Here is a 16838-nt window from a genome sequence, read left to right on the forward strand (position 1 = left end):
TTTTAAAATGAGCAAACGCGATTTAAAAAAATACTTGAACCAACTGACAAAAGAGCAGCTTGAAGAGCAGATTCTCGAATTGTACGAGAAATTCAGCCCTGTAAAAGTGTATTATAATTTTGTGTTTAATCCAAAGGAAGAAACGCTGCTGCAGGAATGCAAGCTTAAAATTTCGAACGAATACTTTCCTCTACAAACGGCCACCAAGAAACGCAAAAAGCCAAAAATGCGTCGATCTGTTGCCCAGAAGTATATCAAGCACTTTATCACTTTGGGCGTAGACCCATTTGTAATAGCAGATGTAATGCTGTATAATATAGAAATCGCGCAAGCTTTCTCCTCTGAAAATACCATCAAACAAGAACTCTTTTTTAAAAGTATGTTCAATTCCTTTGAACAAGCAGTCGTATTTATGATTGCAAATGGGGTTCTTAACGAATTCAAATCTAGAATCAACGCCATTCATAAGGAAACTATTACGCAAAAATGGAAAAACGAGCCCGAATTTGACGCAATCATCGAGAGATTCGAGTATTAGTCGGATCCCCATAACAGAAATTTCTTCAATCCCTCCCTATATTTTAAATTAAATATAACATAATAACTGTTTTTTAGGTGTATTTTTGCAAAAACCCAACAAAAAACAATGTTTGAAAATACTATAGAAATAGAAAAAGAAGACAGAAAAGAACTCTATGGATACCAAAAAGGAGATATTGATTCCATTTTTGAACGGATAGACAATGCACCAAAGCAACATCACCTTTTGTATCAACTGCCTACTGGTGGTGGTAAAACGGTTGTGTTCTCTGAAATCGTTCGTCGCTATTTATCTAAAAGTGACAATAAAGTAGTTGTTTTAACACACAGAATTGAGTTGTGTAAACAAACTTCTAAGATGTTGAAAGGTTTTGGCGTAAAAAACAAAATTATCAACAGTAAGGTTAAAGACCTTCCAGACCAAAACGAATATTCTTGTTTTGTGGCGATGGTAGAAACGTTAAAAAACCGTATCAATGATGAGAAGCTACATTTAGATAATGTAGGATTGGTAATCATCGATGAGGCGCATTATAACTCATTTAGAAAATTATTGAGTTCGTTTACAAATGCTTTTATTCTAGGAGTTACAGCAACGCCTTTGAGTTCTAATATAAAACTGCCAATGCACGAAAGCTACGATGAATTAATCGTAGGGGATACCATCAATTCATTGATTGAAAATGGTTTTTTGGCAAAAGCAATTACATATAGTTATGATGTAGGTCTAACGTCGTTGAAAGTCGGAATTAACGGAGATTACACCGTGAAATCATCTGATGATTTGTATACTAATATGGCGATGCAAGAGAAATTATTGCATGCTTACACAGAGAAATCATTAGGTAAAAAGACGCTAATTTTCAATAACGGAATTAATACGTCCTTATACGTTTATGAAACGTTTAGAGAAGCAGGTTATCCTATCCGCCATCTAGACAATACCAGTAGCGCTGAGGAACGTAAAGACATTCTACAGTGGTTCAAGAAAACACCAGATGCGATTTTGACTTCGGTGGGAATCCTTACCACTGGTTTTGATGAACCTACCGTAGAAACTATCATTCTGAATAGAGCAACAAAATCGTTGACATTATATTACCAAATGATTGGTCGTGGATCCAGAAAACTACCTAACAAGGATATGTTTACCGTGATTGATTTAGGAAATAATGCAGCCCGTTTCGGTTTGTGGAGTGAGCCTGTAAACTGGCAACACATCTTTAAATCACCGGAGTTTTATCTAGAAAATTTACGAGATGATACGGAAATAGAATTGTATTTCAAATATTCTATGCCTCCAGATTTGCGTGCTAAATTTAGTAAAACTGAAGAAGTAGGATTTGATGTCGATGAAGAGCACAAACTCATCATTGCGCAAAACCTGCGTTCAAAAGTAGTTTTAGACAAGTCATTAGAGCAACATTCTTCGATGTGTGTAGATAATACGGAAACATTGCAGGAAGCAAAATCATTGTCACGAGAGCTGGACGACGATATTGAATGCCGTATCAAACGCTATTCTAAATGTCTGAGCCAGTGTAGTAAAAACTATCGCGAATGGCTGGTTGATGATTACAAATTAAAAATGACATTAATGATCGGGAAGAAGTATCGTGAGAAAATCATGAACGAACCTGATGATGAATAATATAAGGAGCTAATCCTGCTATTCGTTTCAATCTCTTGTGCCGAACACCGGCACAAGAGGATTTTTACTTCTATCAGGGCTAGAAATCTAGCATACAAAATAACTATTTTTTATAAAATAATAAATCCAAAAAAATGCCAAAACAATTCTCTGATTTAGGGATTTCAGCACCAATTCTAAAAGCAATTTCTGAATTGAAAATTGTTGAACCCACAGAAATTCAACTTAAAGCAATTCCGCTACTTTTAGCAAACACCACTGATCTAGTTGGACTTGCAAAAACAGGTACTGGAAAAACGGCTGCTTTTGGATTGCCTCTTTTACAATTAATAGATACAACTTCACCTACGGTACAAGCGCTTATTCTGGTCCCTACAAGAGAGTTAGGACATCAGATTTTTAGAAACCTAGAGGATTTTGCAAAATACCTTCCTGAAGTTTCTATTGCAGCAACCTGCGGTGGAATCCCAATAAAACCACAAATCGAACGCCTAGCTGCACCCACACATATTGTGGTAGCCACACCGGGTCGTTTAATTGACTTAATACAGCGTAAAGCAATCAATCTGAAAGAAACCAAATTTCTTGTCTTAGATGAGGCTGATGAAATGGTGACTATCTTGAAAGAAAGCCTGGATGAAATTATTGCCGAATTACCTAAGGAACACAAAACATTATTGTTTTCGGCTACTATGCCGGGAACCATAAAACAGTTGATTCAGAACTACTTGAATAAAAATGTAGTTCAGGTAAGCGCTAATATGGAAACAGTAGGAAATCAAGGGATTGATCACGAGTATATTGTGGTAGATCCTATTGAAAAACTAGATGTTTTAATGCATTTCCTGAATTCAAAAGAAGGAGAACGCGGAATCATATTTTGCAAGACTAAAGCAGCGGTAAATAAACTGGCTAAAAACTTAGCCATCAACCGTTTCTCTTCGGGAGCTTTGCACGGTAGTTTGTCACAAGGAATTAGAGACCGAATCATGGAACAATTCCGTGAGGGACACATCAATATATTAGTTGCGACAGATTTGGCTGCCAGAGGAATTGACGTAAAGGAAATTTCGTATGTAGTTAACTACCATTTACCTGATGTGTATGAAGCTTACGTACACCGTAGCGGAAGAACGGCCAGAGCAGGAGCAAAGGGACTTTCATTAACGGTACTACAAGAAGAAGAGGTGAAAGAAATCGCCGACTTTGAAAAAGAATTGGGAATTAAATTCACTGAATTCAAAAAACCAAGCGCTCTAAGCATCGAAGAAAACAATACTCTTTTATGGGCTAAACAAATATTCAAAACCAAACCCAACCATGAAGTGGATGCGGAATTAAAAACTAAAATAAAAACCGTTTTTCATCATTTGACTAAGGACGAATTGATCGAAAAATTATTGGCTAATTATTTGTTACAAAACAAAAACGAGCCAGTAGAAAAACCGGTAAAAAGACAAAAAATGAAATAGTACTTTTTCTATTTTATAAATGAAAAACCATTGCAATGCTTGAAGAAGCGGGGCAATGGTTTTTTTTATGTTCTCTATATAGTTAAAATAGTAGAACAGTTATACCTCTTCGATGATTTTATTAATTGCTAGTAATCGTGAAATAAGTGTGAAAACTGTAACAAAAAATAAGTTAATTCGTCATAATAGAAACATATAAAGAAATGAAATCATATTCTATACTATTATTTATTGCTTGTTTATTTTTAGTTCATCCTTCTTATTCCCAGATTAAAGGAAAATGTATCGACGAAAATGGCAGAGGAATTCCATACGTGAATATATCTATTAAAGGAAAACCTATTGGAACAGTAAGTAATATGGAAGGCAATTTTTCTATTGAAAATTCATCTTTAGAAGAGCATGATTTTTTAATTTTTTCACACTTAAATTTTGATAAAAAGACAATCGGAATTCCTTTAAAATCTGAGCAAATTAAACTCAACGCTAAAGTTGAGAATTTAAAAGAGGTTATCGTTTCGAATAAAAAGAAAAAAGTAAAAGAAAAAATTGTTGGAACTAAAACAGAAACTGAAGGCATTTTAATGTATTTTACTTCAAATAGTTTAGGTACTGAAATTGGTAAAATAATTACAGTAAAAAAGAATAAAATTTATGACTTAAAAAATGTTCAATTCAACCTCCCGAAACTTGGATATAAATCTGCCACTTTCAGAATCAATTTTTATACTATTGTAGATGGAACTATTGATGTATTAAAGACCAATACGGTAGACAATATTATTAAAGTAACAAAAAGTGGCATGGTTAAACTAGACTTGTCAAATCAGGATCTATCATTTGAAAATGATTTTTTAGTAGCTGTAGAGTGGATTGATTTTGAAAACAAAGAAAACGTCACGAATCAAGATAATGCAATTAAATTTTCATCAGCTGTTTTCAGTGGTCCGTATATTTCAAGAGATAATATTAATCTTAAATGGAATAGTGAAAAAGTAACGTTAAACGTAGGACCTGGAATTCATTTAAAAGTGAAAGAATACTCTAAATAAAAAAGACTGGTAAAGCTTTGCAATTAATCGAAACACTATTGGTTGATTATTTGTTGCAAAACAAAAATGAGCTAGTAGAAATAGCGGTAAAAAGACAAAAAATTAAATAGTGCTTTTTCGATTTTATAAATGAAAAACCATTGCAATGCTTGAAGAAGCTGGGCAATGGTTTTTTTTGTTTTATTATTTAATTTTAATATAAGAAAAGTTGTATATATTTGATATGGTATCTAAGTTGGTAAACATTATGAAAAAGACACTAATTATTTTAACTGCTTTACTTTTATTCACGAATTGTTTTTCTCAAGAATTTAAAAATTACGAATTGAAAAGACTGAAGTCATTTGGATTAAATACGAAACCAAATGAGCTAAGTAATTCGATTAACTATTTGAATTTGGATACCATTTTAGAAAAAGATAAAGAAAGAAGAAAAAAAAAACTTTAGGAATAGTTTTTACTTCGCTTTCTGCCTTGACCACAGCATTTGGGGTTATGGTTATTTCTGGTTCAAAAAATGACCAAGAAGGTGTTGGAGAATCGATAGGAAGCATGTTTGTAGCCATGGGGGTTATCGAATTAGGAGTGTCAATTCCTCTATTTATAGCTTCAAACAAAAGAAAAAATGAGCGAGATAGATTAATTGAAATCTATAAGTCCACAGATAAATTAAATTAATCAATTTCAGAAATCCCAGATAAAGTACTTTGGAAAAGCTGTTGAGAATCTAGTAGAATACATCATTAATCAAAACAAGTACATTCTCAAGAACTCTTAATACTAGATTATACAACATAGAATTTAAAAAAGTAAATTATGGCCAAAACAAAAACATTATGTCTAATGGGGTTACTATTTTTTGTAACCAGTTACGTCTTCTTTTCTCAAGGTTCATTAAGTGCACAAAAGCATATTGATTTAGCACATTGGTTTAACTTGACAGGAGCAGTATTACTGTTTTCTTTTAATTTTGTATTTCCTAAAAACAAGCTTAACTCCGTCGCCTCTGTCTTGACTGCTTTAGGAGTGATAGCTCACATCGGCCTCTGCACCATTGACTTTATCATGTGGAGTTTTGGAGATGATGCTATAAGTAGTGATAAACTAAGTCAGCATATCAGTAATACACCACTAATTTTATACCCTTTTGTTATAGTAGGACCTTCTTTACTATTTCTCGGTTTAGCGGCACATGCTTTGAATTTTATCAAAACAAATCCAATACCTGCGCTTATGGTAGTAATAGGAGGGCCGTTTGTTGGAATTTCTTATTTTATCTGGAATAATGGAATTTTAATGTTGTTAAGCTGCATCGTATTTACTTCAGGCTTAGGGCTACTTTTGTACAGAAAAGAAGGAAAAGAATTAACACCAAAAGTTATGACTTAAAAGCAAATGAAGGCTGATCTCTCAGATATATCGACGTGATAATAGGGCCGAATTGTATTGCAATATTCTTTATTGGATAAAAACGCCCTCCAACTTTAGTTAAATGTGCTGGAAATCTATTTTAGTGGCAATAACTAGTTTTATGGGTCGTTACATTATCTAACAATAACTAGTTTTATAATTAGTTATGAAATATAAAGATTTTAACTCATGAAGAAAATGACAATGGCGGCAGTTGCCGTATTACTTATTACATCAAATATTTTTAGTCAAAACACAAATAAAATTACTGATTCAGGCACTGTAAAAAATCAGTTTGAGAATCTTATTGATAAATCAAATAATTTTCAGGGCTATAAAGTTATTAAAGCGACTTCGCTGCTGAAATTACAATCGAATGTTCTAGACTCTCTTTCTGTTTCAAAAAGCAAGCTTTTAGCAAATACAGACTTTCTGAATTCACAAAAACAAGTTATTGACAACTTACAAGCCAAATCAACTGCCTCAGAAACTGTTGTTTCTAGTCTAAGATCACAAAAGGATAGTATTTCTCTTTTTGGAATTCAATTAGAAAAAACGTTTTTTAAAACATTGTTTTTCCTAATTGTTATTGGCTTGATCGCTACACTTGTGTTTTTTATTTTTAAATTTAAACAAAGTAATAGTATAACTGTAGAGAGTAAGCTGGCGTTACAACAGTCTGAAAAAGAATTTGAAATCTATAAAGAAAAAGCCTTAGAACGTGAACAGAAAGCAATGCGTAAACTGCAGGATGAATTAAATAAAAAGAAAAAAGAATTATCTGTAGCTCTTCCTCGATGATAAAAGAGGACATTTTGAAAGCCAAGGTGTTCATCAAACAATAATAGAGAATTTAGAAAAGGACTGTTGAAAACGTTTCAACAGTCCTTTTTTTTTGCGGGTACACTATATAATATTCTGTCTTCCTAAAAAAATAGTATTACCAAGCGAACCCTAAAGGCCATAAACATTTACATTTACTTTGGGAATAGCTACTAATCAACTTGGCTTAAAACAATTCATTTAACAGATAAGATAAACTTAAAAAATGAAATGCTTAAATTAGCTTAATAAAAAATAAACTTCTGAAAAGAGTGGTTTTAAAACTGTACTTTCATTAAAATTCTATTTTTAGAATACTAAACAAAACGACAATATGATTGACAATAAATATAATTTAGGTTTTTTTCCTACTCCACTACAAGAACTTAGTAGATTATCAAAAAAATATCCTGATTACAATATCTTCATTAAAAGAGACGATAATACTGGACTAGCCTCTGGTGGTAATAAAACTAGAAAACTAGAGTATTTAATCAAACAAGCTCTGGATGAAAATTGTGATACCATAATCACCGCTGGAGCACAGCAATCAAATCACTGTAGACAAACTGCCGCCGCATGCGCTATCGCCGGACTTAAATGTCATTTGCTTTTGGGAGGTACAAAGCCAGAGGTATATGATGGAAATTTATTGCTTTCGTCAATCCTAGGAGCCGAAATCCATTTTACAGCGGAGAATAGAAAAGGAGAAGACGGAGAGAAATTGAAAAATAAACTGGAGAACACAGGAAGTAAATGTTTCGTAATTCCGTACGGAGGATCTAATTTTACTGGGGCTATGGGATTCGTTAGTGCTGCTAAGGAATTAAAAGAGCAATTAATTGAACAAAAACTAAAAATCGATTATATCTTTTTCGCCTCAAGTTCAGGAGGAATGCAAGCCGGATTAACTCTTGGAAAAGAAATCTATCAATTAGATTCAGAGTTAATTCCAATAAGCATAGATAAAGAGGAATTAAATGGGCTTTCACTCGAAGAAGTGGTTTTAAACTTAGTAGAAGAGGGAACCCAAAAGTTGAACGTAAATAAGAAATTCCAACTTTCGGATATAAAGTTAATTAGGGATTACGACGAGGACGGTTATGGTGTAGTCACTGCTAATGAAATTAATGCCATCAGTGAATTAGCTAGAAATGAAGGTGTTTTATTAGATCCTGTTTATACGGCCAGAGCATTTTATGGCATGCTTAATTACTTAAATGAAAAAAGAATTCCTGCCAACTCTAATATCCTATTTTGGCATACCGGTGGATTGCCTGCCATTTTCAAATACGCGAAAGAATTAAAATAATACATACTCTGTCAAAATGAATAACACTAACGAAAATAAGTCTGTAGTGATGCTTGGAGCAAGTGGAGCGGTGGGCACACAAGCTTTAAGCCGCCTTTTAAAGTCAAAACAGCTTACAAGCTTGAATTCTGTTGGGAAGACGATCTATTGACGCTATACAGGCTGATTTTGTGCAGCAACACGAAATCAATATTTTTGATCCAGCCACTTATGATACTTTAGTAAAAAACGCATCCGTTGGTATTTGCACATTAGGTGTTGGCGAACCTTCTAAAATGAGTAAAGAAGAGTTTCTAAAGATAGACAAACAAGCCGTTTTAGATTTTGCTCGAATATGCAAAAAAAACGGAGTTCAACATTTTGAGCTTTTGTCTTCAGTGGGAATTAGCGCCACTTCGTCCAACTTTTTTTTGAGAACCAAAGGAGAATTGGTAGCTGAATTAGAAAAACTTCACTTTGATCGCCTGAGTATTTTTCAGCCTTCCATGATTCTAACACCCATCAACAGATATGGTTTTTCGCAGGCTATTGTACTAAAGGTATGGCCTAAACTAAATTTTGTTTTGCAGGGGAAATGGCGGAAATACAGAGGAATACCAGTAGAAAAATTAGGGACAGCGATAGCAAACAACTTTTTTACAAATGGAAATGGATTAGAGTTTTTACAATACGATGACTTTATTAAAATAAGTAAGCAATAGTATAGCAATCGTATCATAGTTTTTTACTATTTCGAAATTTAATAGACTCTCATAAATATCGTATATTTATAAGAGATTTTTTATATCAAAACTATTAAATAACAGCATATGAATATTGTCATAATAGGCGGAGGATTTGCAGGGATTAACCTGGCCAAAGAACTTTTAAACCAAAAGGGGATTCAGGTAACTCTTGTTGACAAAAACAATTATAATTTCTTCCCACCGCTGATTTATCAGGTGGCTACTGCCTTTCTGGAACCATCCAGTATCAGTTATCCCTTCCGTAAATTTTTTGCAGGAAAGAAAAACCTACAGTTTCGTCTTGGAAAACTCCTAAAAGTAGTACCATCCGAAAATAAAATTATATTGCATAACGGTGAGTTGAGTTACGACCATCTGGTTTTTGCTACTGGTGCTGAAACGAGTTATTTCGGAATGGAAAATGTAAAGAAAAATGCCATTCCAATGAAAACGCTCAATGATGCCATTGAAATGCGCAACACTATCTTAAAAAATTTAGAAAAAGCTGCCATTTGTAAGGACATCCGCGAACGTCGTAAACTATTAACCATAGTTGTAGCTGGTGGAGGACCTACCGGAGTGGAAGTTTCTGGTATGTACGCCGAAATGAGAAAAAGTATTTTCCAAAAAGAATACCCAGAACTAGGAACTACAGCCAGTAATATCTATTTAATTGATGGTGGTCCAGCTTTGCTAGCACCTATGAGCAAAGCCTCGCAGGAAGATACGCTTGAAGCACTTACTAATTTAGGTGTGGTCGTACAATTGAATACGCAGGTAACTGATTATGTAGATGATACCGTGTTTTTATCTACTGGAAAAACGATTCAAACTAAGAATTTGATTTGGGCTGCCGGTGTTTCAGCCATGGTATTCGAAGGCATACCAGCCGAAAGTTACGGCCGCGGAAGAAGAATGGCTACCGATGATTTTAATAAAGTAAACGGAACGGAGAATATCTACGCGATAGGCGATACTTGTATCCAACTAACCGATACCGATTTTCCTGGCGGACATCCACAGGTGGCGCAAGTAGCCATTCAGCAAGGAATAAATTTAGCAGAAAACTTCAAGTTAATGGGGCGCAACAAACCTTTAATCCCTTTTAAATATAACGATAAGGGATCGATGGCCATTATAGGTAGAAATAAGGCTGTAGTAGATTTACCAAAACCCAAAATGCATTTCAACGGATTTTTTGCTTGGCTAATATGGTTATTCATCCATCTTATCTCATTGATAACGTACCGTAACAGAGTACAAACCTTCTTTAACTGGATGATTTCCTATTTCTCCCAAGATCAATCATTGCGAATGATAATCAGACCAGATAAGACAAAAAAGAAAAGTAATAATTAATTTTTAAACAGATAAGTCATATAAGTTTTCTTGTATGGCTTATCATTTATATTTTTTAAACCATATAAGACATATAAGTTTCCTTGCTTGATGTACAATGAATAATCAATTTCCGTAACCCCGCTCAACTCTATCTCAAAGCTTAGCTTCTTTTTAAAGACAAAAAGTCTATGTCTCTATATTTTTTTTAACTAAATGCTTATTGACCTGATAATAAATAAAATAAGAACAATCATATTAACTATACGTTTAAGAATGCATAAACCTAAAAAGTATGCCCGACGTAATTAAAATAAACAATATCCTCATCTATTTAAAAATCTTTTCCTTAAATGACTTATATGTTTAAATAACGTAGCAACTTAATATTTTACAGTAATCTTACGTCTTCCAAAAATTAAAACCACCAAAGCAGCTATCGTACTAACCATCATAATCACAACCATAGGTACCATAGAGTCTTTTACAAAAACACCTACCGCAAAAGAAGCAAATGCACCTAATCCCAATTGAATCGCGCCCATTAACGCAGAGGCGCTTCCCGCATTTTTTGAGAATGGAGCCAAAGTCAGCGCAGCGGTATTAGGGTTTGAAATCCCCAAACAAGCTAGGAATATAAACAACATCCCAATCGTTTCGTACAATCCTAAAAGGCCGTTCATCGCAGCGATTAAAAAAGTAATACTAATAACCGATTGTGTAATCAATGCTCCGAAGATCATTTGCTCACTGCTAAATTTTCTCAATAACAAGGAATTTAACTGACTGGCACTGATGAAACTCAACGACATGAAAGCAAAAATCCAACCGTAGGTTTTGGCATCCACTTTAAAAATATCCATAAATAAAATAGGGGAGGCGGCAACATAGGTAAACAAGCCCGAGAAAGCGATCGCTCCTGTAAAAGCGTAGGTATAAAACTGAGGCTCTCTTGTCACACTCCAAAAATTAAGAATAATTGGTTTTGGTTTCAAAGATATAGAAGTATCCGGTTCAAATGTATGCGGTAAGCCAAACTGAGCCGCCAAAAGAATTACAATCCCAATCCCCATTAAAATTAAAAACACAACGTGCCATCCGTAAGCTGCAGTTACATAACCTCCAATTGTTGGGGCTAGCATTGGCGAAAGCCCAACCACTAACATCAATAGAGAAAGTACTTTTGGAATTTCTTTAACAGGAAATAAATCCCGAACCATGGCTATTGAAGCTACTGTAGCAGCACAACTTCCCACGGCTTGTATGAATCGTAAACCAATAAACGTATCAATATCAGTAACAAATGCGCAACCTAATGAAGCTAAGATGTAAACTAACAGCCCTATAAACAATGGTTTTTTTCTACCATAACGGTCTAATAACGGACCGTACAGCAATTGCCCCGCTGAAATCCCTATGAAATAACTCGATAAGGTCATGGCAACTTTGGCCACAGTAGTGTTTAGGTCTGCTGCAATTCCAGAAAAACCAGGCAAATACATATCAATTGAAAACGGGCCAAGTGCGGTAAGAAAACCTAAAATTAAAACGAGCTGGAAATATTTTAATTTAGATCTATGTGTAATGGTACTCAAAATTGCTTTTTTATTTTTTTGCAAAGGTAAAAAATTAAATTCCTAAAAAACCACCGCAACGTCTTATATAATTCAGCTTTATATATTTTTTTAGGAGCTAATCACGCTATCCGTTTCAAGCTTTCCGGCTTCAACGCTTTTTCTAGGTTGGGGCAGGCGCTTCCTTTGGTCGCACTGCCACAACAAGAAAAAAGTAGTTTCAGTCCATAAAGGCTTTTCACTGCTATCGAGGCTAGTATATTTAGTGCAATTCAATCCCGTTTACGGTTTCCCGTAAAGCAACTATATATTTAGAACTTATATTTGAAAAAGTATTAAGAGCGAGAATATTTTAATAAGAAGATTCGTAAAAAAAACTATATATTTGAATATTGAGATAAACGCCAGGGAATTGCGGGTATCCACCCTAAATAAGGGGTATAGTCGCTATAGAGTGGCGAGTATACAGAAGTTAGGCAACATTTTAAAAATAAAAAAAGATGACCGAATTTATCTTAATCATAGTAATTATAATCGCAATTGTTTATTTCATTGGAAAAAGCAAATCGGAAAAGACTGTCAGAACAGCAAGAACAATTATCCATCCAAAGAAATCAATTGAAAAGCCAATTGAAATCGATTTAACAGAGGAAAAATTACTTTACAAAAGTAAAGGAATTAAAACCTTTGATATAAAAGGAATGTTTTATCAAAACTTAAACCTCCAAATTCATAATTGTGAATTTATAGGTTATGCAAAAACAGGCAGTAATTCGCACGATATGTATGCTGTTGAAATTTATAACAATGAAAATAAATTACTTGGCTATACACCAAAAGGAAACAAAAGACTTAACATCTCATTGGATGAATGGCATAATGGAAAAATAATTGTTTGGGGAGGACTTTCCCACGACGATTATGATGACAAATGGTATGGTAACGTTAATATTCCTGTTGGCTTTTCTGAAAGTCAGTTAGAAAAAGTCGAACGGGTTTTAAATCTCAAATCTGAAAACCAGAATCAGATAAACAAAAAAGAGAAAACAACTGAAAAATATTTTGAAATTCTAAATAGACATAGAGAAATAAGCAACTTATTGTCTGAATTAAAAAATCCAAAGGAATTTTATTACTCATTTCCTAAAAATATTATTCCATCAATTTCAAGTCATTTAGAAAAAGAGAAGAATTGGGAGAAACTTTTGGAATTGGAAAAGCATCAAGATTTAATTTCTGAATTGAGTGAAAAATTTAAAGAAACGACTCTAAAAAGAATAGAAACAGCAAAAAAAAACGTTGCCTAACAGCCACTACAAGGGATTTGGGGATTTGGCTTAATGGAAAATCGCTTTTGTATTTGGAAGTTTTGGCATAACCGAAAGATTACGCATTTTTAATCCCAAACCCGCTGTATTACCAGAACGTTACCACTCATTATAAATCAACAATAATCATAATATGAAGAGAATAATTTTTACATTTTTAGCCACTAGCTTGACTCTTTTGACATTTGGACAAGTTACAGAAAGCCAAAAAATGATAGAGCTCGGTAGAACTTACAAAGATTTTATGTTTCGAAACGAGCCGACAAAAGACGTTTTGAAAGAAATAAAATCAGACATACCGCAAAATTTAAAATTAGCGGCTGAATTCATTACTCAAAGCATTACGAATAAAAACAAACTTTTAACTCAACCATTTTTATCAAGACCTGAATCAAGTGTTTTGAAACAGCTTTTTATTATCAGAGCTATTAATCTTAACTTGAGAAATGAAAACCGAGTTGACAATAATAAGTTAATAGACAGTTTGTCAAACAAAGACATCCCAAACTATGAATTGATTGACAATTATTACGACATGTTATTTACATCAATAGGAAATAAAAATCAACCCTTCAACCTTTCAAATACAGACTTAAAAATCAAGGATTATAATTTAAAAGACGAAACAGAGAAAGGAATTTTCGTTCTAAAAGCAATTAGTTTTTGTGGAACTACAATCTGGGGTTATATGAATGTTGTCAAACCTGCAAACACAAAAACAGCATATGACTTTATCGAAAATTTTCCAAAGATTAATGGAAGACCATATTATCAATATACAGACTTTTATTTTGCAGACTTTGAAATGAATATCGTCGAGGATAAGGGAATTCAGAGTTATAAAAGTTATTACCTTGACAAATACTACGAGACACTTTTATATCATTTAATTTGCCTAAATAAGGAAGGTGGCTCTGAAAAAGAAAAAAATGATCTATTGCTTGGTTCAATTTTAAAAGAACGAAATCTATATAAATATACTAAGTACAAAGAAACCTTAGAAGATATTTTCAAGGAGCAGAAAAGGGAATAACCAGCGGTAACAGTTCTGGGCTAGCTGAATCTTAGTGGAATTACCGTTATGCATCAAGTTTTCGTTAAGCCGAAAACTGAGACGTTACGAATTTACGGCCATCTCAAAGTGGCAAAACGTTGTGCATCATTTTTGTGTGACAGAAACACGAAAGAACAATTTATAATAAATGAAAATATTTGACAAATTAATACAAGTAAATGAAACCAAGCGAAAATGGGTTTCGGTAACAATTACAGCTTGTATTGCTGGGGTTTTATCACTTTGGGGAATTTATGGAATTGGAGAATACGGAATTGCACTTTTTATGCTAACTCCGTTTTTAATTGGATTATGTTCAACATTCCTTTATGGTTACAAAAATAGAATAACTAAAAGTGAAGCGATTTGGATTGGTTTTACAACTCTTGCAATTTGCACTTTGGCTTTAATTGTTTTTGCAATCGAAGGCTTGATTTGTATCGTAATGGCAGCACCAATCGGAATTTTATTCACTTGGCTTGGTAGTTTAATTGGATATAGTTTATTACAATATTCAAAAAATACTACTCCATCTGCTTTAGTAATTCTTATCGCAATAATTCCTTTAACTTCTTTCGTAGAAAATAAAATCGAACCCGAATTGACTTCGGTAACAACTTCAATTATTATAAACGCTAAACCTATGGAAGTTTGGAAAAACGTAATTGAATTTCCAGAACTAGATAAACCAACTGAATTTATATTTAAAATAGGAATTGCATATCCGATTAACGCAAAAATTATTGGAAGCGGTATAGGTTCTGTAAGACATTGTAATTTTACAACAGGAAGTTTCGTAGAACCTGTAACAGTTTGGAACGAGGGTAAATTATTGAAATTTGATGTTCTTGAACAACCTGCACCAATGAAAGAATTGAGTTTTTGGAATATTGACGCACCACATTTACACGATTATTTTGTTTCAAAAAAAGGACAATTTAAATTAACAGAACTAGAAAACGGAAAAACATTACTTGAAGGAACAACTTGGTATTATCACAATATAAAACCCGCTTTTTATTGGCAAATATGGAGTGATTTAATAATACACAAAATTCACGATAGAGTATTGATACACATAAAAAAGAATTCGGAAAAAACTAACGGAAAATAAACCGATATGCCAACAAAGGTTTTGAGCTAGTTGGAATTTAGTGGAATTACTGTCTCGCATCAAATTTTCGTTAAGCCGAAAACTGAAAGTTATTATTTGCATAAGGTAAAAGCGAATGAAATACATAAATATAATTGGAATGCTAGTAGTAAAAATGTAGTTGAAATTAGGGCAAAAAAAAGGAGACGCATATTTTATTCGTGGTTCATTTGGCGCCGAATATTAACCTTTAAATCCTATTTCAATATTTGCAAATGGTATGAATATATCAATTGACAATCCAAAGATTGCAAGATATATGGTTTTAACAATGAAAAAATAAAGTCCAACATATTAAACATAAAAATGAAAAATAAAATTATCCTATTGCTTCTAATAAGTTCAGTAATCTTGAGCTGTGAAAAACAAAATCTTTGTGACGAAGGGTATAAACCACACGAACAAAATGGACAAACAATTTGTATTCCAAATTATTTAACTGGAAAAATACTTGATCCTAAACTTGGAAACACATATTATCACGATAAATACGGTGTGATAACTATCCAAAATGGAATATGGAAAGATAGAAACAATGTAACAATTGAAAATATTGATAAATAGAAAACCGAACAACTAGTCGTTTTGCCACATTTGGATATTCGGCTTGACTTGAAGTTGGTTTTGTAATTGAATTTAAAGTATTGAACCGAAAGATAAATCTTAATTTAGTCCCTAAAGCCAATGGTAGTTAGCAAACATTTTACCGAAACTAACTGTAAATTGAAATTATAATATAATTAATATGAAGAAAATTTTTATACTCATCTCTATTTTGGCACTAAGCTGTAACAAGGATGAAACTGATATTCTAACTGATAAGACTGCCTTAAATTTAGTGACTGGAATTAATTGTAGACAAACACTAGATCAAAACGAAATAATATTACAACTTGGAAACCCGAATGTTTTAGTAAATAACAAGTTTAAAATTTACCCTAATCCAGCTAACGAATCAGTTTATATTTTAGCACAAGAAAATGTTACTGATGTTTGGTTAGTATCAGCAAAACCCGAAAAAATTCATCAAGATGTAAACTTCAGCAGTATTTTGAACACAGATTTGTACAGCGAACAATCAATTATCACGAATTCAATTGTTTCTCTTAGCGGACAAACATCAAACAGTTTTACAATGAACATAGGGAATCTTGCAAAAGGATATTATAAAGTATTCGTTAAAATCAACGGAAAAACATATTGGGATAATTTATATAAATATGAAAATCAAGGTAATAATGAAGAGCAATTTAACAAATTAAATAGTTTTTGGAATTAAATTATAAAAACGTTTACTAACAGCCATTCAGCTTGCTTGAATTTAGTGGAATTATCGTTTCGCATCAAGTTTTCGTTAAGCCGAAAAATGAGCGGTTACGAACTTCCAGCCATCTCAAAGCAGCGAAA

17 protein-coding genes are annotated in these 16838 nt (G+C 33.2%); 16 read left to right on the plus strand and 1 reads right to left on the minus strand.

What is annotated here, in order from left to right; genetic code table 11:
- Positions 1 to 7 precede the first annotated feature (7 nt).
- The 11 genes from AAC069_RS09135 to AAC069_RS09185 all read left to right on the plus strand — a co-directional run bounded on the left by AAC069_RS09135 (position 8) and on the right by AAC069_RS09185 (position 10343).
- Positions 8 to 538, plus strand: coding sequence for a DUF6155 family protein (locus AAC069_RS09135; protein WP_339920166.1), 531 nt, complete (start codon positions 8 to 10; stop codon positions 536 to 538).
- Between the two features lie 108 nt (positions 539 to 646).
- Positions 647 to 2191 (plus strand): DEAD/DEAH box helicase, encoded by a 1545-nt coding sequence (locus AAC069_RS09140; RefSeq protein ID WP_339920167.1) that lies wholly within the window; start codon positions 647 to 649, stop codon positions 2189 to 2191.
- Positions 2192 to 2325: 134 nt separating this feature from the next.
- On the plus strand, positions 2326 to 3663 hold the full coding sequence (locus AAC069_RS09145; protein WP_339920168.1) for a DEAD/DEAH box helicase: 1338 nt from the start codon (positions 2326 to 2328) through the stop codon (positions 3661 to 3663).
- Positions 3664 to 3866: 203 nt separating this feature from the next.
- The gene (locus AAC069_RS09150; protein ID WP_339920169.1) at positions 3867 to 4715 is read left to right on the plus strand and encodes a carboxypeptidase-like regulatory domain-containing protein; all 849 of its coding nucleotides are present in this window, start codon (positions 3867 to 3869) and stop codon (positions 4713 to 4715) included.
- Between the two features lie 247 nt (positions 4716 to 4962).
- Positions 4963 to 5163: a hypothetical protein gene (locus tag AAC069_RS09155; protein WP_339920170.1), complete on the plus strand. Its 201-nt coding sequence runs from the start codon at positions 4963 to 4965 to the stop codon at positions 5161 to 5163.
- A gap of 26 nt (positions 5164 to 5189) precedes the next feature.
- Positions 5190 to 5393 carry a hypothetical protein gene (locus tag AAC069_RS09160; protein WP_339920171.1) on the plus strand — a complete coding sequence of 68 codons (204 nt, stop codon included), beginning with the start codon at positions 5190 to 5192 and terminating at the stop codon, positions 5391 to 5393.
- 138 nt (positions 5394 to 5531) lie between these two features.
- Complete coding sequence (locus AAC069_RS09165; RefSeq protein ID WP_339920172.1) at positions 5532 to 6104, plus strand: hypothetical protein; 573 nt, start codon at positions 5532 to 5534, stop codon at positions 6102 to 6104.
- A gap of 210 nt (positions 6105 to 6314) precedes the next feature.
- Positions 6315 to 6926, plus strand: a complete 612-nt coding sequence (locus AAC069_RS09170; RefSeq protein ID WP_339920173.1) for a hypothetical protein — start codon at positions 6315 to 6317, stop codon at positions 6924 to 6926.
- Positions 6927 to 7281: 355 nt separating this feature from the next.
- Entirely contained in the window at positions 7282 to 8259 is a 978-nt protein-coding gene (locus tag AAC069_RS09175) for a D-cysteine desulfhydrase family protein (RefSeq protein ID WP_339920174.1), read from the plus strand.
- A gap of 131 nt (positions 8260 to 8390) precedes the next feature.
- On the plus strand, positions 8391 to 8960 hold the full coding sequence (locus tag AAC069_RS09180; protein WP_339920175.1) for a hypothetical protein: 570 nt from the start codon (positions 8391 to 8393) through the stop codon (positions 8958 to 8960).
- A 108-nt stretch (positions 8961 to 9068) separates the two neighbouring features.
- Positions 9069 to 10343 carry an NAD(P)/FAD-dependent oxidoreductase gene (locus AAC069_RS09185; RefSeq protein WP_339920176.1) on the plus strand — a complete coding sequence of 425 codons (1275 nt, stop codon included), beginning with the start codon at positions 9069 to 9071 and terminating at the stop codon, positions 10341 to 10343.
- A gap of 362 nt (positions 10344 to 10705) precedes the next feature.
- Here AAC069_RS09185 and AAC069_RS09190 read toward each other — a convergent pair whose 3' ends face one another.
- Complete coding sequence (locus AAC069_RS09190) at positions 10706 to 11917, minus strand: multidrug effflux MFS transporter (RefSeq protein WP_339920177.1); 1212 nt, start codon at positions 11915 to 11917, stop codon at positions 10706 to 10708.
- Positions 11918 to 12396: 479 nt separating this feature from the next.
- On the opposite strand from AAC069_RS09190, the gene AAC069_RS09195 reads away from it, so the two are divergent.
- From AAC069_RS09195 to AAC069_RS09215, 5 genes are all read left to right on the plus strand, one after another.
- A complete protein-coding gene (locus AAC069_RS09195) occupies positions 12397 to 13203 on the plus strand; it encodes a hypothetical protein (RefSeq protein WP_339920178.1) in 807 nt (268 codons plus the stop codon).
- Positions 13204 to 13357: 154 nt separating this feature from the next.
- Positions 13358 to 14257 carry a hypothetical protein gene (locus AAC069_RS09200; RefSeq protein WP_339920179.1) on the plus strand — a complete coding sequence of 300 codons (900 nt, stop codon included), beginning with the start codon at positions 13358 to 13360 and terminating at the stop codon, positions 14255 to 14257.
- Between the two features lie 169 nt (positions 14258 to 14426).
- Positions 14427 to 15392 carry a hypothetical protein gene (locus AAC069_RS09205; protein WP_339920180.1) on the plus strand — a complete coding sequence of 322 codons (966 nt, stop codon included), beginning with the start codon at positions 14427 to 14429 and terminating at the stop codon, positions 15390 to 15392.
- 345 nt (positions 15393 to 15737) lie between these two features.
- Positions 15738 to 15995, plus strand: coding sequence for a hypothetical protein (locus tag AAC069_RS09210; RefSeq protein ID WP_339920181.1), 258 nt, complete (start codon positions 15738 to 15740; stop codon positions 15993 to 15995).
- A gap of 181 nt (positions 15996 to 16176) precedes the next feature.
- Complete coding sequence (locus AAC069_RS09215; RefSeq protein ID WP_339920182.1) at positions 16177 to 16710, plus strand: hypothetical protein; 534 nt, start codon at positions 16177 to 16179, stop codon at positions 16708 to 16710.
- The last annotated feature ends 128 nt before the right edge of the window (positions 16711 to 16838 follow it).

Source organism: uncultured Flavobacterium sp. (genome assembly GCF_963974175.1).
GTDB lineage: Bacteria > Bacteroidota > Bacteroidia > Flavobacteriales > Flavobacteriaceae > Flavobacterium.